At 46.6% G+C, this 15353-nt stretch carries 15 protein-coding genes and 1 pseudogene; 8 read left to right on the top strand and 8 right to left on the bottom strand.

Translation table 11 applies throughout. The features are described from left to right. The coding region (locus Q0277_RS09660) for a CrcB family protein (RefSeq protein ID WP_297997582.1) at positions 1-348 on the top strand (348 nt) is incomplete at its 5' end. 587 nt (positions 349-935) lie between these two features. On the opposite strand, the gene Q0277_RS09655 is transcribed toward Q0277_RS09660, so the two are convergent. The 5 genes from Q0277_RS09655 to Q0277_RS09635 form a co-directional block, all read right to left on the bottom strand. Then, positions 936-2093, bottom strand: a complete 1158-nt coding sequence (locus Q0277_RS09655) for a hypothetical protein (RefSeq protein ID WP_297997580.1) — start codon at positions 2091-2093, stop codon at positions 936-938. A gap of 68 nt (positions 2094-2161) precedes the next feature. After that, positions 2162-3151 carry a hypothetical protein gene (locus Q0277_RS09650; protein ID WP_297997578.1) on the bottom strand — a complete coding sequence of 330 codons (990 nt, stop codon included), beginning with the start codon at positions 3149-3151 and terminating at the stop codon, positions 2162-2164. Between the two features lie 75 nt (positions 3152-3226). Further along, positions 3227-3820 (bottom strand): hypothetical protein, encoded by a 594-nt coding sequence (locus Q0277_RS09645; protein WP_297997576.1) that lies wholly within the window; start codon positions 3818-3820, stop codon positions 3227-3229. A 272-nt stretch (positions 3821-4092) separates the two neighbouring features. Beyond that, on the bottom strand, positions 4093-4305 hold the full coding sequence (gene rpsU, locus Q0277_RS09640) for a 30S ribosomal protein S21 (RefSeq protein ID WP_005869392.1): 213 nt from the start codon (positions 4303-4305) through the stop codon (positions 4093-4095). A gap of 51 nt (positions 4306-4356) precedes the next feature. Continuing rightward, positions 4357-4989: a hypothetical protein gene (locus Q0277_RS09635; protein WP_297997575.1), complete on the bottom strand. Its 633-nt coding sequence runs from the start codon at positions 4987-4989 to the stop codon at positions 4357-4359. A 171-nt stretch (positions 4990-5160) separates the two neighbouring features. Between Q0277_RS09635 and Q0277_RS09630 the strand changes: the two are divergent. Together Q0277_RS09630 and Q0277_RS09625 are read left to right on the top strand one after the other, a co-directional pair. Further along, positions 5161-7473: pseudogene (locus Q0277_RS09630) on the top strand (ribonucleoside triphosphate reductase). Positions 7474-7490: 17 nt separating this feature from the next. Continuing rightward, positions 7491-8213, top strand: coding sequence for an anaerobic ribonucleoside-triphosphate reductase activating protein (locus Q0277_RS09625; RefSeq protein ID WP_297997574.1), 723 nt, complete (start codon positions 7491-7493; stop codon positions 8211-8213). A gap of 61 nt (positions 8214-8274) precedes the next feature. Here Q0277_RS09625 and Q0277_RS09620 read toward each other — a convergent pair whose 3' ends face one another. Beyond that, positions 8275-8415: a hypothetical protein gene (locus Q0277_RS09620; protein ID WP_297997573.1), complete on the bottom strand. Its 141-nt coding sequence runs from the start codon at positions 8413-8415 to the stop codon at positions 8275-8277. A 248-nt stretch (positions 8416-8663) separates the two neighbouring features. Here Q0277_RS09620 and Q0277_RS09615 point away from each other — a divergent pair, with 248 nt between their 5' ends. The 4 genes from Q0277_RS09615 (at position 8664) to Q0277_RS09600 (ending at position 13136) form a co-directional block, all read left to right on the top strand. Continuing rightward, on the top strand, positions 8664-9686 hold the full coding sequence (locus tag Q0277_RS09615) for a ribonucleotide-diphosphate reductase subunit beta (RefSeq protein WP_177387058.1): 1023 nt from the start codon (positions 8664-8666) through the stop codon (positions 9684-9686). 279 nt (positions 9687-9965) lie between these two features. Continuing rightward, on the top strand, positions 9966-10601 hold the full coding sequence (locus Q0277_RS09610) for a protein-L-isoaspartate(D-aspartate) O-methyltransferase (protein WP_297997571.1): 636 nt from the start codon (positions 9966-9968) through the stop codon (positions 10599-10601). 153 nt (positions 10602-10754) lie between these two features. Beyond that, a complete protein-coding gene (locus Q0277_RS09605) occupies positions 10755-12557 on the top strand; it encodes a hypothetical protein (protein WP_297997568.1) in 1803 nt (600 codons plus the stop codon). 66 nt (positions 12558-12623) lie between these two features. After that, entirely contained in the window at positions 12624-13136 is a 513-nt protein-coding gene (locus Q0277_RS09600) for a hypothetical protein (RefSeq protein ID WP_297997567.1), read from the top strand. Between the two features lie 52 nt (positions 13137-13188). Here the strand turns inward: Q0277_RS09600 and Q0277_RS09595 are convergent, their stop codons facing one another. Both Q0277_RS09595 and Q0277_RS09590 read right to left on the bottom strand, forming a co-directional pair. Then, a complete protein-coding gene (locus Q0277_RS09595; protein ID WP_297997565.1) occupies positions 13189-13698 on the bottom strand; it encodes a molybdenum cofactor biosynthesis protein MoaE in 510 nt (169 codons plus the stop codon). A 15-nt stretch (positions 13699-13713) separates the two neighbouring features. After that, complete coding sequence (locus Q0277_RS09590; protein ID WP_297997563.1) at positions 13714-13935, bottom strand: MoaD/ThiS family protein; 222 nt, start codon at positions 13933-13935, stop codon at positions 13714-13716. An 87-nt stretch (positions 13936-14022) separates the two neighbouring features. On the opposite strand from Q0277_RS09590, the gene nspC reads away from it, so the two are divergent. Continuing rightward, complete coding sequence (gene nspC, locus Q0277_RS09585; RefSeq protein ID WP_297997561.1) at positions 14023-15177, top strand: carboxynorspermidine decarboxylase; 1155 nt, start codon at positions 14023-14025, stop codon at positions 15175-15177. The last annotated feature ends 176 nt before the right edge of the window (positions 15178-15353 follow it).

The raw sequence follows: 15353 nt of genomic DNA, 5'->3' as shown, positions 1-15353 counted from the left end.
TGTGTAGGCGCGATGGCGCGAGTAGGCCTAAGTGGAGCGATCGCGCGCGCAATGGATCGCGCCGGATTTTGGAGTGCGTTTCCGATCGCTACTTTTTGCGTAAATGCGCTGGGAAGCCTGCTGATAGGGTTTTTACTCGCACTAAATTTAACGCAGAGCCTGCGGGTATTTTTTATCGCAGGCGCGCTGGGCGGCTTTACGACATTTTCTACGTTCAGCTATGATACGCTGCAATTATTGCTGGCGCGAGAATTTGCTATCGGTGTGCTAAACGCGGTCTTAAGCGTATGCGCCTGTATGCTTTTTTGCTACGCTGGGCTGCTCGCGGGCAGAGCGCTTGCAGGCTAGCCGTGGAGCACGTGAGCTTTAAATTTAAATCGCCTCTAAGCTTGCGCTTTTAAATCAAAATTTATTGAAAGTGCCTGCGCTACGGAATTTTATCGCGCGCATATGCTGCAAAATCTGCGAGCGATGGGCACAATCCCACATGCCGTGCAGTTTTGCGAAAGGGCGCGCAGCAAGTAGTTTTGCAAAGTGCAATATCAAGCAGGAATTATAAGACGAGCAAATCGTAAGACGAGCGAAAAGTAAAGCGAGCGAGAGGGATTGTAGCTAAATAATGGTGCTCGGCGTCGGGCAGGCTGGCAAAATCCAGATAAATTTGAAATTTGCGTGCATTCTCTGCGTATCTTGTTTGCCGCAGCTTTATGAAATTTCGCTATCTTGCGCCTAGTTATCGCGACGCCCTAAAAATTTCGCTGTCTTGGCGCGGATAAAATAAACCTAAGCCGAGCGATAAATTTTAAAAGCTCCGCGGGCAAATTTTAAAGCTTGAAGCTTAGAATTTTAAAATTCTCACGTAAATTTTAGAAGCTAAATTAAAGCGCGCCGAAATCACGATCTTATGTGTTAAATCCTGCAGCACTATCTTAGATTTATCGCAAGCGGCTGCGAGCCCTCTTAATTTCATTTCTGCAAATTTCATTGACCTGTTCGCCCTCGCTATTTCGCAAGATAACCTCGTAGTCCGTGATTTCACGACCTTTGTTATACCCCTCGATATATCTGAATCTCGATAAAACTATTTTAAAGGATTCCACATCGTCTAAAGTATACTTATCGCCGAGCTTTACGTAGTTAAAATTCCTACTAGTAAGCATATGAAAATTGCTAAATTTTTGCTTTAAATTTAGCGTATGAATTGCCGTGGATGCAGCGTCGTTATCGCAGCTATTGATTTTGCTCTCATCAAAGGCAAGCGCGAGGCAAATTTCATCTCCGCAGATTACCTTTATGTCTTTAGCGCGACTGTTTATACGGATGGTCTGTCGCCAGCCCTCGCCCTCTATCTCAAAGACATTGCGAGCGAGCTTTTTGGCTATTTCATCTCCGACATAGCCTCTGGCTTCTGGTTTATCAGCCCAACCAAGCGCAGAGTAGTTCTGCTTTTGCGGAAAATCCGCAAGCGGAGTTTGAAGCTCGCTTATAGCGTTTAAATTTTCCTCGGTGCCTTGCGGAGCTGCAAAAGATGTGCCCCTCATAGAGTGTAGATTGAAGAAGCCGATAAATTTCCTCACGACCTTATGCGCCGTTTGAGAAAATATCTTGGCTTCGTTTTCAAAAAGCGAAATATCGTAGATGCCGTAGCTATAATATCCAAGCTCTCTACTCACCCACTTTTCGTCCGGCGAACGATCGATCTCGTCGTATCCGTAGTAGAGCTCCGGCATATCTTTCTGCAGCAAAAAGTCGTCGCTATCGCTGTCCTCATACCTAAGCCAGACCCCAAAATCGTCCTTAATGTATAGATAATCAAACTTCGCACCTCCTGCGAATTTTTTCTCGCCTAGCCAAAATACGGGTCTTTTGTCTAATGGCGGCAGAGCGGCGACCGGGGGCAAATTTTGCAGCTCTTTTTCAAATTTTTCATCGATATAATCGCAAGCGCTAGTGGGCATACTAGGATCGCAACCCTCGGGCGTATCGGATGAAAAAAGCAAATTTAAAATCACAAATATATATAGCACAAAAAGCACGCACGCAACGCTCACGACCAAGGCGGTAATTTTTAAAATTTTTATAAAAGTTTTCATGTCCAAATTTTACCTCGTTGCACCTAAAAAGCATAAAATTTTGCTTTAAATTTGAAATCCTCCGCGTATTATCTGTACGCTTCGCCTATTGCTTCGCTAAGGCTTTTTAGCAGCTCGTCCGTGGCTTTCGCTTTATCGCGCGCGCCGCGATTTTTGCCGTTTGAAGCGCCGGGTCCCGCCCCGCTTACGCAGTCTTGCACGAAATACCACCAAAAGTACCCGCCCACGTAGTTTTTCACGTAGCGCGGCATCGTATAATACCGCTTCATCATCGCCTTTTTGCTCGCTTGCGTAGCGTCCGCCGCCGTGTTTCCGCACTCGCCGATGCCGAGCTTTGAAGCGGGAAAGGCGCCTTGCAGATCGGTAAAAATTTCGCTCCAATCAGGCGCAAAGCCCTCGTTGTCGTCCTCGTAGTAGCTTACGAAAAGATAATCCAGCCCATCTTTCATATCCTGCGGCACGAATTTTCGCAGCCACTCGTGCATTTCTATTTTTTGTACTCCGCTCGGAGTATAATACGCCGTAAGCGCCGTCTTAGCGCCTTTCTTGTGGATGAACTCGAATGCCGCGATCATCTTAGCGGCGATGAAATTAGCATCGTCCCCGAGCCAGCCCTCGCCGTTTATTTCGTTGCCGATCTCCCAGATCGCGACGTAAGGCGCGAGCGCGACGAAGGCGTCCGCGAATCTTTTTTCGTAGCTTTTTACGCTTTTGTACGAGCTCATCTCGTAGGAGTCCACGGGGCAGGCCATCACGTACGAAACCTCGCTAAGCTGCCTAAAAAGGGACTCGTACTCGCGCGGGCTAATTTCTTTTGACATCACGACGCGCACGGTAGGTTTTGCGGGTAGGGCTTGCAGGGCGCGCACGATGCTTTGCAGCTTCGCGCCCGAGGCGTCTTGTGCGTCCTCGTACCAGCCGTCGTCGATCGTAACGCCCCAGATGAAGTCAGATTTAAAATTTTGTTTTGAAATTTTATTTGGATTTTCGCCGTAAAGTACGCCGCAAAACAGCGCCCCAAAAAATAGCGCGAGAAATATGTGTTTGAAATAGACCACGGCTTGCTCCTTGATTTGAAATTTTAAAAATTAGCTCTTTGCTGGTCTTTTCACAACCGATCAAGCAATCAAAATTTATCTCTTGCCTCTAAGATCATAAGAATAATACGAACGAGAAAAACCCTCTACGCTGAATATAGCAAAAGCGTTAAGCGCAAGAGCCGCTAAGCTGAGCAGCACCGTAGCAGGCAGCGAAAAACGCGCCAAAAACGCATTTGCAATAGCTGCAAGTACAAGCGCGATAAAGCAATATGAAAATATCGCAACTCCGCTAGTATCGGCAAGCTCCTGATAAAATCTATAAAAAAACAGAAACGATGCGATGAATCCCAATGCAAGTAGTATTTGAGCGATGATGCCGCCCGCTAAAAATATAAATAACAATACGCCTATAAATATCGCCGCAAAGGCGATGGCTACGTTGCGTAAAAGGCTGCGGCTTGCGGTAAGCTTGGAGATGTTATAAATGCTAAAGATAAAAAGCACGAATGCCGCTGCGCTTAGTAATACTCCTAATCCGCCGTAAATTCCTAATAGCAATAGCACCAGTTCAGCTATAGCTTTTAAGGCGCAGGCTGCGATGAAGGTGTATTTGATGAGCGCTACTTCTTTTTCTTGAGGGTTTGAGGGTTGCTGGTCTTGAGTGTGCAGGTAGTCGTTTAAATCCATATTCGCTCCTTGAAATTTATGTAGAAGTATATCTAAAAAACGAATAGGTAAAGATAAATTTCAAAATTTAGCGGCTCGCCGGCGGATATGTTGTATAAAGCAGGCGCCGCAAAAAGGCGGGTAAATTTAATTAGGTAAATTTTAAAATTTAGATCGGAATTTCGGCGCTGACGCGGCGGGTAAAATTTTAAGCGGGCTGTAAATTTAAAAAGATGTGAGATAAAATTTCGCGCAGATCTGCAAATTTAAAATCCGCAAATCCGCGCAAACCGCTACAAGCGTGACTCGTAGCGACGTAGCGTGTAAAGACGTTTAAGCATCTTTTTGCGAGCTGAAATTTTTTGCTTTTTGCGGACTTCCGTCATCGGCTCAAAAAATCGTCTCGCGCGAACCTCGGTAACGACTAGGTTACGATCGGTCTGCTTCTTAAAGCGTCTGTAAGCTTCGTCAAATGATTCGTTCGGATATACCTTTACTCCAGGCACTTTCCTCACCGCCTTTCAAAAAAATGAATTGTGAGTTTAGCGAAAAATTCCTTAAATTTGCTTTTGAAGCGCTTTTTTATATTTCCACACGCTTTTGTTGTTGCGAGTATCTATCATCGAAAGCTCTAAAAGTAGGCTTTCGCTTGCTTGCGCGGTAGAATTTTTAGCTGCATAATTTAAATTTTTTGATTTTTTAGATCCTGCCTTATCGTCGTTTGCCACAGCGGGGCTTTGCGGTAAAATTTTACCTACCAAGATGTAATCCGGCGCGTAGATCGAGCCGCTTTCTACGGCGTGATAGCCACGGCTTACGCCATCGTTGTTAAATACGAGTTCGTCTTTGCTTGGAGCGTCCGTGACGACTGCTTTGCCTGAATGCAGCAGTGAAATTCTAATTTTTTTGCTCAAAAATTCCGCATCCACGCCGTGCGCGTTCGTCCCGTCCAGTGGCTCGATGCCGACGACGCTGAATCTACCGCCTCTCTTGCCGACTATGCGCTTTGAGAGTAGATCGGCGATGCTTTCGCCTGCGATGCGCTCCAGATACGAGTTTGGATATCCTGCGTGGTCGATGCCTCCTGCAAGTGCCGAATTATCCGTGCTTTTAGAGCCTTTAAGCGCAGCGCAGCCCGCTAAAAAGGCACACAGCAAGATCACGAAAAAACTTATTTTAAAATTTTTCATAGCATTTCCAAATTTTATAAAATAAACTCCGCGATTATAGCGAGATTTGGTTAAATTTCGTTTTTTATAAGCAAAATTTGTAACGGATATTCCGCTCGTTCCTTTAATTTTGAGTTAAAGATTCCTTGATATACTTTCTGCCAATTTATTCAGAAAATTCTCGGGGTGCTTATGAAAAAAATCATTAAAAGAGACGGAAGTTTTCAAGAATTTCAATCCTACAAAATAAAAGATGCTATCAAAAAAGCCTACAAAAGCGTCGGTAGCGAGTTTGACGAAAAAGTCTTTGATAATGTAATGAGCGCGATCGTTTTTAAAGACAAATTAAGTGTCGAAGATATTCAGGATCTCATCGAGAAAAAACTCTTCGAAGCGGGCGATTTCGCCATTTTGAAAAGCTTCATGATCTACCGCCATACGCACAAGATGCAGCGCGAGCACATTTTGGGACTTGAGGAGGACACGACCTATATCAACTGCACCCAGACGGTCAATGAATACATCAGCAAGCAGGATTGGCGAATTTTAGCAAATTCCAATACCAGCTACTCAAACGCAGGCCTGATCAATAACACTGCCGGCAAGGTCATCGCAAACTACTGGCTAGATAAAATTTACTCTCGAGAGGAGGGCGCGGCACACCGAAACGGCGACTATCATATCCACGACCTGGACTGCCTTACGGCGTATTGCGCGGGCTGGAGCTTGCGCGTGCTTCTAAACGAGGGCTTTAACGGCGTGCGCGGCAGGGTCGAGAGCAAGGCACCGAAACATTTCCGCGAAGCGCTGTATCAGATGGCGAATTTCCTTGGAATTTTACAGAGCGAATGGGCGGGCGCGCAGGCATTTAGCAGCTTTGATACGTATCTGGCGCCATACGTTTTCCGAGATAAATTAAGCGACGATGAGGTCAAAAAGGCGATTACGAGCTTTATTTTTAACCTAAATGTTCCTGCACGCTGGGGTCAGAGCCCGTTTACCAATGTCACCATCGATATGACCTGCCCGGATGATCTAAAAACGCAGATCCCTACGCACAACAACGAGCATCTATTTAAAAATTTACGCGACGAGGAGCTTTTGGCTGAGGCTAAAAGGCGCGGCAAGGACTCGCTTGAGGCGATGACTTACGGCGATTTCGAGCCTGAGATGAACCGCATCGTGATTGCGTTTTACGAGGTTTTAACGACGGGCGATAAGTGCGGCCAGCCGTTTACCTTCCCGATTCCTACGGTAAATTTAACGGAGGAGTTTGATTGGGATACGCCTGCGGCCGACGCGGTGTTTGAAAACACCGCTAAGGTAGGCTCAAGCTATTTTCAAAATTTTATCGGTTCGCAATATATCACGAACGAAAAGGGCGAGCGCGTACCCAATCCAAAGGCGTATAAGCCCGGCGCCGTGCGCTCGATGTGCTGCCGCTTGCAGCTTGATCTGCGCGAGCTTCTTAAGCGCGGCGGAGGACTTTTCGGAAGCGCGGAGATGACGGGAAGTATCGGCGTCGTAACGATAAATTTAGCCCGACTAGGCTATCTATATAAAAATAACGAAGAGGCGCTGTATGCGAGGCTGGACGAGCTTTTAGAGCTTGCCAAATCGACGCTTGAAAAGAAGCGAAAATTTGTAACCGAGATGTTTGAGCGCGGCTTGTATCCATACACGAAGCGCTATCTACCGGGCTTTAACAACCATTTCAGCACCATCGGTATCAACGGTGCAAATGAGATGATACGAAATTTCAGCGGCAACAAAGAAGATATTACGACGGAATTCGGGCGTAAATTTGCCCTTAAAATGGTCGATTATCTGCGCGAGAAGATCCGCTCGTTTCAGGAGCGCACGGGCAATCTATATAATCTCGAAGCCACGCCTGCCGAGGGCACGACGTATCGCTTCGCCAAAGAGGATAAGAAGCGCTATGCAGATATCATCCAAGCGGGGTTTGATAAAAACATATACTACACCAATTCGACGCAGCTTCCAGCAAATTTCGGAAGCGATCCGTTCGAGGCTCTGGCGATGCAGGACGAGCTGCAAAGCTCCTATACCGGCGGCACGGTGCTGCATCTGTATATGAAGGAGCGCATCAGCTCGGCTCAAGCGTGTAAGCAGCTCGTAAAAAGCGTAGTGCAAAACTATAAGCTTCCTTACATCACGATCACGCCGATTTTCAGCGTCTGTCATAAGCACGGCTACATCAGCGGCGAGCATGAATACTGCCCGAAATGCGACGAGGAGCTGCTCGCGGAATATAAAGCTAAGCAGAGCAAGGGCGCCTAAATAGCGATTTAAATTTTAATCTTAATGAAAGGATGGAGAATGGAATTTCCAAAAGAGTTAGAAGCAAAACGCACAAAATGCGTAGTTTACACAAGAGTAATGGGCTATTTGCGCCCAGTAGAGAGCTTTAATATCGGAAAGAAGGGCGAACACAAAGAGCGCGTCTTTTTTGAAGAGAAAAAAGACAAAAAGCAGATCGCCTAGTCGCCGCTACCGGCCAAATGCAACAAGCGCATACGAAGCTGCCGCAAGCCTTAAACCTGCGTAACGCGCAGATTTACGAGATCACGCCGTTTACGATGCTTGATTTTGCTGATCGCATCGCCGCGATTGCGTGGTTTTGCGGCTGCAATATGCGCTGCATATACTGCTACAATCCACAAATCGTTACTTCACGGGGTAAAATTTCAAACGAAGAGTTTCTGCGCTTTTTGGATGCGCGCGCGGGCAAGCTTCAGGGCATCGTATTTAGCGGCGGCGAATGCACCTGTGCGAGCGATTTTATCCCGCTGGCGCACGAAGTTAAGCAGCGCGGCTTTTTGCTCAAGGTTGATACCAACGGCTCGAATCCGCAAAAGATCGAAGAGGCGCTAAGCTTAGGGCTGATCGATTATGTCGCGCTTGATTTTAAGGCGCCCAGACAGGATTTTGAGCTCATTACGAAGTCAAGCCTATACGATAAATTTTTGCAAACTCTTAGGCTTTTGCTGCGGCAAAATTTTAAATTTGAGGTGCGCACGACCGTGCATGCCGATTTTTTAAACGAAGCGAAGGTTGAGCAGATGGCGCAAATTCTATGCAGCGAGGGTTATCGCGGCGTCTATTATCTGCAAAACTTCCTGCCTACCGGCGATAATTTCGGCCATTTAGACGCGCCGCTTGCGAGTTTTGATCCGAGCAAAATCCACACCGATCTAAAGATAGAACTTCGAAATTTTGATTAAATTTGCGCTGCCACGAGCATCTTGTCGCGATTAACGCGATGAAATTTTAATCTGGCGCGCATTATCCGGCGTATATTGTGCCGCGATAAAATTCCGCCTCGCCGTTTGCCGCAATGGTGCTTATTGCAGGCATTGGCGAAAAGTAAATAGATGGAATCGCACCGCATGCCTTTAAAATTTCATCATAAAATTCCTCCATCATAAAATTTTATCCTAAAGTTTCGCCATAAAATTTCATTTCAAAGCTTCCAAGTATGCAGCCGGTATAAAATTTAGCTTCTGCTCGCTCGGTCGCAAAATTACGCCATGTGTTCCTGCCGAGCTGTATGTGTCTTATAAAATTCTGGGCAAATTTACGGGTAAAATTTCACGCCTTTAAATTTTGCCCGCAAAGCCTTCGATAAGATTTTTTTCGTTACAATACGCCCTAAATTTTTAAAAAGGCAAAAAATGGATAGGAAAAAAATCTACAACCCCTTCTCCGACGAGACGCTTACCGATCGCAAGGTCTTCGGCGGCAATCCGCAGGGTATTTTAAATTTTACCAAGGCAAAATATCAATGGGCGCTGAAGCTTTGGGATCTGATGGAGGCCAACACCTGGTTTCCAAAAGAGGTTGATACCACCGACGATGTGCGCGATTATAACTTCAATCTCACAAGCGCCGAGAAGCGGATGTATGATCTCGTATGGAGCCAGCTGATATCGATGGATAGCTTTCAGACCAACAATCTCGCCGATAATATCAACCCCTACATCACGGCTCCGGAGATCAACGCCGTGCTCGCTCGCCAAGCCTACGAGGAGGCTAATCACAGCAAATCCTACGCCGTCATGGTCGAGGCGATCTGTGAAAACACCGATCTGATCTACGAGATGGAGAAGCACGACGATATGCTTCGCAGGAAAAACGACTACATATCAAGCGTCTATGAGGAGCTCGCGGGCGAGGTTAGCGACGATAAGCTGCTGCTAGCGATGGTTGCGAATCAAATTTTAGAGGGGATCTATTTTTATAGCGGCTTTACCTCGATCTATGCGCTAGCGCGTGCGGGCAAGATGCTAGGCAGCGCGCAGATGATCCGCTTCATACAGCGCGACGAGATCACGCACCTGCTACTCTTTCAAAATATGATAAATTCCGTCCGCAAGGAGCGCGCCGATCTATTTAATAAACGCAACGTGGATAAAATTTACGAGATGTTCGAGACGGCGGGAAACTTAGAGATCGATTGGGGCAAATACATCACGGATAACCAAATCATGGGCTTTACGGACGACATCATCGAAGAATACATCCACTACCTGGTCGATCAGCGCCTGCTCGCCATCGGGCTTGAGAAGCGATACGGCGCGAAACATCCGATAAAATGGGTAGATGATTTTTCTAAATTTAATGATCAAAAGAGCAACTTTTTCGAGAGCAAGGTCACGAACTACAGCAAAGGAAGTTTGAGTTTCGATGATTTTTAGCGGATTTTGCGGTTTGAAATTTTGCTCTGCCGCATCGCGGCACGGATACTTTGCGGATACTTGCTCGGCGCGGCACGGACGTGCGATGAGCGCAGAAGGTGTATTCCCTGCAAAATTTTTAAAATTTAGCCGCGCTACGTATCTAAAAAACGCAGCTCATGCTCTTTTGGCGCGGAGTGGGCTCTCGGGAATTTTTAAAAATTTTATCGGCTCTGAATTTAAACAGGGCGAAAGCTTTCTCGGCTTTAAATTTAGTGTCTGGTCGGGCGGGAGCGCGCTATGGTCTCGCTAGAGCGGCTTCGCTGCGAAAAGATGGCGAACGACATCGCCGAGCAGGTTAGCTTAAATTCCGCGCTTTTTGAGGCGTTTTGCAGTGTCGCTAGAAGCGAGTTTGCTCCGCTCGGCGCGCACGCTTTCAGCCTCAACGCGCAGCCTATTTTAGCCAGTCAGTGGATCAGCTCGCCGCTGACGGTCGCGCGCATGACGATGGCGCTAAGCGTCGATCCGAAGGTCGAGAAAATTTTAGAGATCGGCTGCGGCAGCGGCTATCAAGCGGCGATTTTAAGCAGGATGGTTCACCGCGTTTTTGCCGTCGAGCGCGTCGAGCGGCTGGTGGGCGAGGCGAAAAGGCACTTCGCAAATCTCGGGATTTCAAACATCAGCCTGCGCCACGATGACGGAAACGCCGGGTGGAAAAATTTCGCCCCTTTCGATAGGATCTTGCTCTCCGCATGCGCCGAGCGGATCGACGAGAGGCTGTTTGCACAGCTGGCAATCGGCGGAATTTTGGTCGCTCCGATGAATAGAGGCGGCTCGCAAAAGATCGTTAGATTTAGTAAAATTTCGCCGAGCGAGATTAAAGAAGAGGAACTCGGCGCCTGCGAATTCGTCCCGTTGGTGCAGGGTCGCGGATAGATCTAGCGCGCAGTAAATTTTAAAATTTCCTACCGCCGCGGGCGCGTAAATTTAATAAAATTTGCTTTCGGCTCCACTGCGAGATCAGAGTTTTATTAATTATTTATTTAAATTCAAGTACAATACACAATTTTAATCTTTCAAGGATAAGTCATGCAAGATTTTAGCAAGGAAAAGATAGAGTCGCTGGTCGTCAGCTGGAAAAATCACAACAAAAACCAATTCTGGCTTAAAAAACAAACCACGATCTCAAAGTATTTAGGCGAGATAAAGCGCTGCTTGGCGAGCTTTGATGAGACCGAGAGCGAGTTTTTGCAAACTCTGTATATAAATCTCAGCGACGGCAATCTTAGAAGCTGCAAAATTTTATCTTTAGGCGAGAAATTCGCGCACGCCGAGTATTTCTTTATGGATCAGTTTTTTGATTCCAATATCAGCGCGTTTTATTATGATTTCGCTTTTAAAGACCGCATCGTCGGCAAAAAGGAGCTGTTTCCTAAAAATGCCGTAAAAAGTGTAGATAGCGTGCTTAGCGGCGAGGATAAAAACATCGTCTCGCTTTATGTTTTCATCGAAAATATCGTCAAAAATTTTAATAGCTATTCGCAGGAACGCACCGCGCGCGATATTTTCAAACAAAAGCTAGTCAATTTCTACGATGAGCTTTACAGGCTTCTTACGGCGGTAGACAGCGCTTTGGCGATCGATTTTTTCGACGTCGCGCTGCATAATCAGCCCTTCGTGCTGATGGAATTTTTAAAATCCGCGATAAATGCCGATAATTTCTATCTGATCGACAGCTACCTAAGCGACGACGGGATGCTAAATTTAGGACTTGCCGAGGGTGGCGATTTCGCGCAAATTTCGCGCGAGAAGCTCTATCTGCTAGCTAGCATATTTGCGCAGTGCAACGATGAGTTTCCGACTCTCGTTTATCGCGACGAGACCGCGCAAATTCTATCCTTGCTCTACGACGAAAAGGTTGAAATTTTCGAAGAATTCTACGAGTTAAGTTCGCGATTTATCGCGGAATTTACCCCATATCCGCAGGACGTCGTGGGCGCGGCTAGGATCGTGTATTCGTCGCTGTTTTTCGAATACGTCAAAAACTACAAAAGCGAAGAGGTCGCGAAAAATACGATATTTTACGGCGCGATCGGTACCGGCAAAACCCGCAGACTGCGATCTTTGATAGCCGAAAAGAAGCTTGCGGCTAAAAATTTTCGCTACGTTTGTCTGCACGAAGGCTTTGAATATCGTGATTTCATCGACGGATTTTACGGCGAAAGCTTTATTAGCGGCGAGTTTAAGGCGCTGTGCAAAGAGGCGCTAAACGATCCGAAGGGCGAGTATTATTTTTTGATCGACAATGCAAGCGCCGCGAGCTTGGATAAAATTTTAGGTGAGGCTGCGGTGCTTTTAGATCGTCGCTACGACGAGGAAGACGAGCTTTCGCTTATCCGCACGAAAAATTCCCACGTAATCGACGGCTTTGAAGAGGGCGAAAAAGCGCGCGCCAGCGTCCTTTTAAAGGACGGCTGCTCATATTTTGCGGTGCCTAAAAATTTATACGTCCTATGCACTCTAAGTCAGCACAAATGCGTTTCGCCGTCGATCGCAAAGGCGTTTAGGTGGATCAGATGCGAGTGCGATTACGGCGCGCTTGAGGATTATTTAAGAGATCGCGAGATCGTAAACGCAAGCGCGGTCGTTGCGGTTTGCAAGGCGCTGAATAAATTTATCGCCGATGAGGCAAGCGGCCTCGGCGCGATCGGACACGGCGTATTTATGGGATTAGCGCGCTACCAAAACAACGCACAGATCATGCAGGAGGAGCTAAACGGCTTTTTTGCCGAGGTGCTGGAGCCGATCTTTAGGTGCGCAGCAAGTGGCGAAGATACCGCTACGAGCCTTGGCGAGCGCATCGCTGAAGCCAAGAGCGTGTTTAAATTTTAATATTTTCGTTTGAGTAGATTTTTAAGTAAATTTTGCAATAACGGAATTTTATATGGAGTAAAAACAATGGCTGATAATGTTGTAAATAATCATAAATATGATGCAGAATATATTAGCTATATTAGAAATGGTAATTCCGCCGCAGTTCTTATTACTAGAGATTTGGTGAAAAGCGTAAACACAATTGGTAAGTGGATTGATATCATTGAGAGCAATATTCGCGGCAGAATCGACGGAAGAATTGATTTTAAATATTTCATTGTTGAAATTTTTCCTAGAAAGACTAAGCCGGATTATTCCAAAGCAGCGTCAGAACATGATAAAAAATATATTACCTGGCAAACGGCTTGCAAAGATATAAAAAATGCAAGAAACGTCGGTTACAAAGGTCCCCGATATAAGATATGGTGTAGCTTGTATAATGATAGGAAGAAAAAAATAGTACAGAGGTATTATAATAAAAAGTTTGGTAAGTGGATGCCTGATGGATGGCTACCTACGGATTCATGTATTTTAAAAGATAAAGTAGAATTTATCGATAACTGGAAATATAGGATAAAGTCCATAAAAAAATTATAAAACAACTTAAACTAGACTTCGCTAGTTTTGAATTAAGACTCGAATAATAAATTTAGCCCAAAAGCCCCGCGCCTTTTACTTTCTGCGAACGATCCGCCGCGTAGAACCTCTTCCCGCCTACTACTTTGCCGCCCTCGATTTTGCCGCCCTTTACGTCGTATTTCCAGATCGGCGCGGCCGCCTTGAAATCCTCCACAAACTCGTTTATGAGCGCCAGAGCGACCTTGCGCTGCGGGCTTACGACGCCTGCTACGTAGGAGCTTTTGTGGATCGGCACATCGCCTTTTGAATGCGCAAAAAGCACGAATGCGCTCTGTGCTGCGGCCTTTTGCTGCCACGCTTCGAACCACGTCCGCAAAATCGGCTCATAGATATCGAAGCTCAGCGCGCAGATGCCGCCCTCTTCGCGCACGATGCCCACGAAGGTGATGAACGCGCCGCAATTTGCATCCTTAAATTTAGCGTACCAGCGCGATAAAATCGCATCTACGTCCAAGCTGCCCTCATAAATTTCAGGCTCGATCCCGTTTAAAAGTTCTGGATTAAATTTAGCCTCGCCCATCGCCGCCTCCTAAGCTTAGCCGCCGCAAACGGGAGGCAGAAGGCTCACGCGATCTCCGGATTTAAGCGCAAAATTCGCATCATAAACCATCTTATCATTTACTGCCACGGCGCAGTTTGAGAGCCACTTTCGCAAGCCTTCGTCCTTTTGCAGCTCCGCTTTTACCTCTTGCAAGGAGCTTGCGTTTAGACGCAGTGGCTCGCGCCCGATCGGCCCTAGAAATTCTACCTCTACCATTTTTGTCCTTTTTTAAAGATTGAGCGATTTTAACTAAAAATTTATAAAATTTTATATAATTGCGGAAAAATTTAATGAGGAAAAACGATGAAAATCGATGAAATTTCAACTCCAGCTTACGTGTGCGAGGAGCAAAAACTGGTAAAAAATTTAGAAATTTTACGCGGCGTAGGCGAGCGAAGCGGCGCAAAAATTTTATGCGCGCTAAAAGGCTTTGCGTTTAGCTTCGCGATGCCTTACGTAGACAGATACCTCTGGGGCGCAACTTGTAGCGGCCTGCACGAGGCGAAATTTGCCGCAGAGTTTATTAAAAACGGCGAAATCCACACATACTCGCCAGCGTTTAAAGAGGATGATTTGGATGAAATTTTAAAAATTTCAAATCACGTCGTATTCAATAGCGCCGCGCAGTGGCAAAAATATCGCGCAAAAGCGCTCGCTGCGGGAGCGTCGTGCGGCTTGCGGCTAAATCCGCAGACCTCCTTCGCGCCCAAAGACGCTTACAATCCGTGCGGTAGCTTTAGCAGGCTCGGGATGAGCCTTGAAGCGCTGCAGCGGGCGATCTTGCAAGACGGCGAGTTTTTGCGCGGCATCTCGGGGCTGCATTTTCACGCGCTGTGCGAAGAAAGTGCTCAGAGCCTAGAGCGGGTGCTCGAGGTTTTCGAGGCGAAATTCGGCAAGTATTTTAGAGCCCTAAAGTGGCTAAATTTCGGCGGCGGGCATCATATCACGCGTGCAGGCTACGACGTGGAGCTGCTGATAGAGCTGATCAAAAAATTTCGCGAAAAATACGAGGTCGAAATTTATCTCGAGCCGGGCGAGGCGGTAGGCTGGGAGTGCGGGTATTTGGTCTCTAGCGTGCTTGACATAGTAGAAAATAGCGCTAAAATCGCTATTTTAGACGTTTCCGCTGAAGCTCATATGCCCGATACCGTGCTGATGCCGTATCGTCCTGCGGTGCGCTGTGAGAGCGAGAGCGGTAAATTTAGCTACCGCTTCGGCGGCAATACCTGCCTCGCAGGCGACATCGTGGGGCTTGAGAGCGGACGGCCCGAGTATAAATTTGACGCGCCGCTAAACATCGGCGATCGGGTGATTTTCGAGGATCAGATCCACTACACGATCGTGAAAAACACGACCTTCAACGGCATCAAGCTGCCCGATCTTGTTTTGGCTGACGAGCGCGGAGAGGTTTTGGCAATCAAAAAATTTGGCTACGACGAGTATGCGCGGCGAAACTAGCGCCGCACTTAATGCAAAAATGTAATTTTGCTTTGTAAGAAAATTTTTTGCAAAAAATGATATAATCGGCTCAAATTTTATATCTAAGGAAATCCATGAAAAGATTGTTTCTCGCGCTTTTCGCCTGTATTTATGCGCAGGCCGAGGAGAAAAAATACGCCGATATCGTGCAGGGA

This window comes from uncultured Campylobacter sp. (genome assembly GCF_938030815.1).
Classification (GTDB): Bacteria; Campylobacterota; Campylobacteria; order Campylobacterales; family Campylobacteraceae; genus Campylobacter_B.
This window is presented reverse-complemented; position numbering and strand designations above follow the sequence as displayed.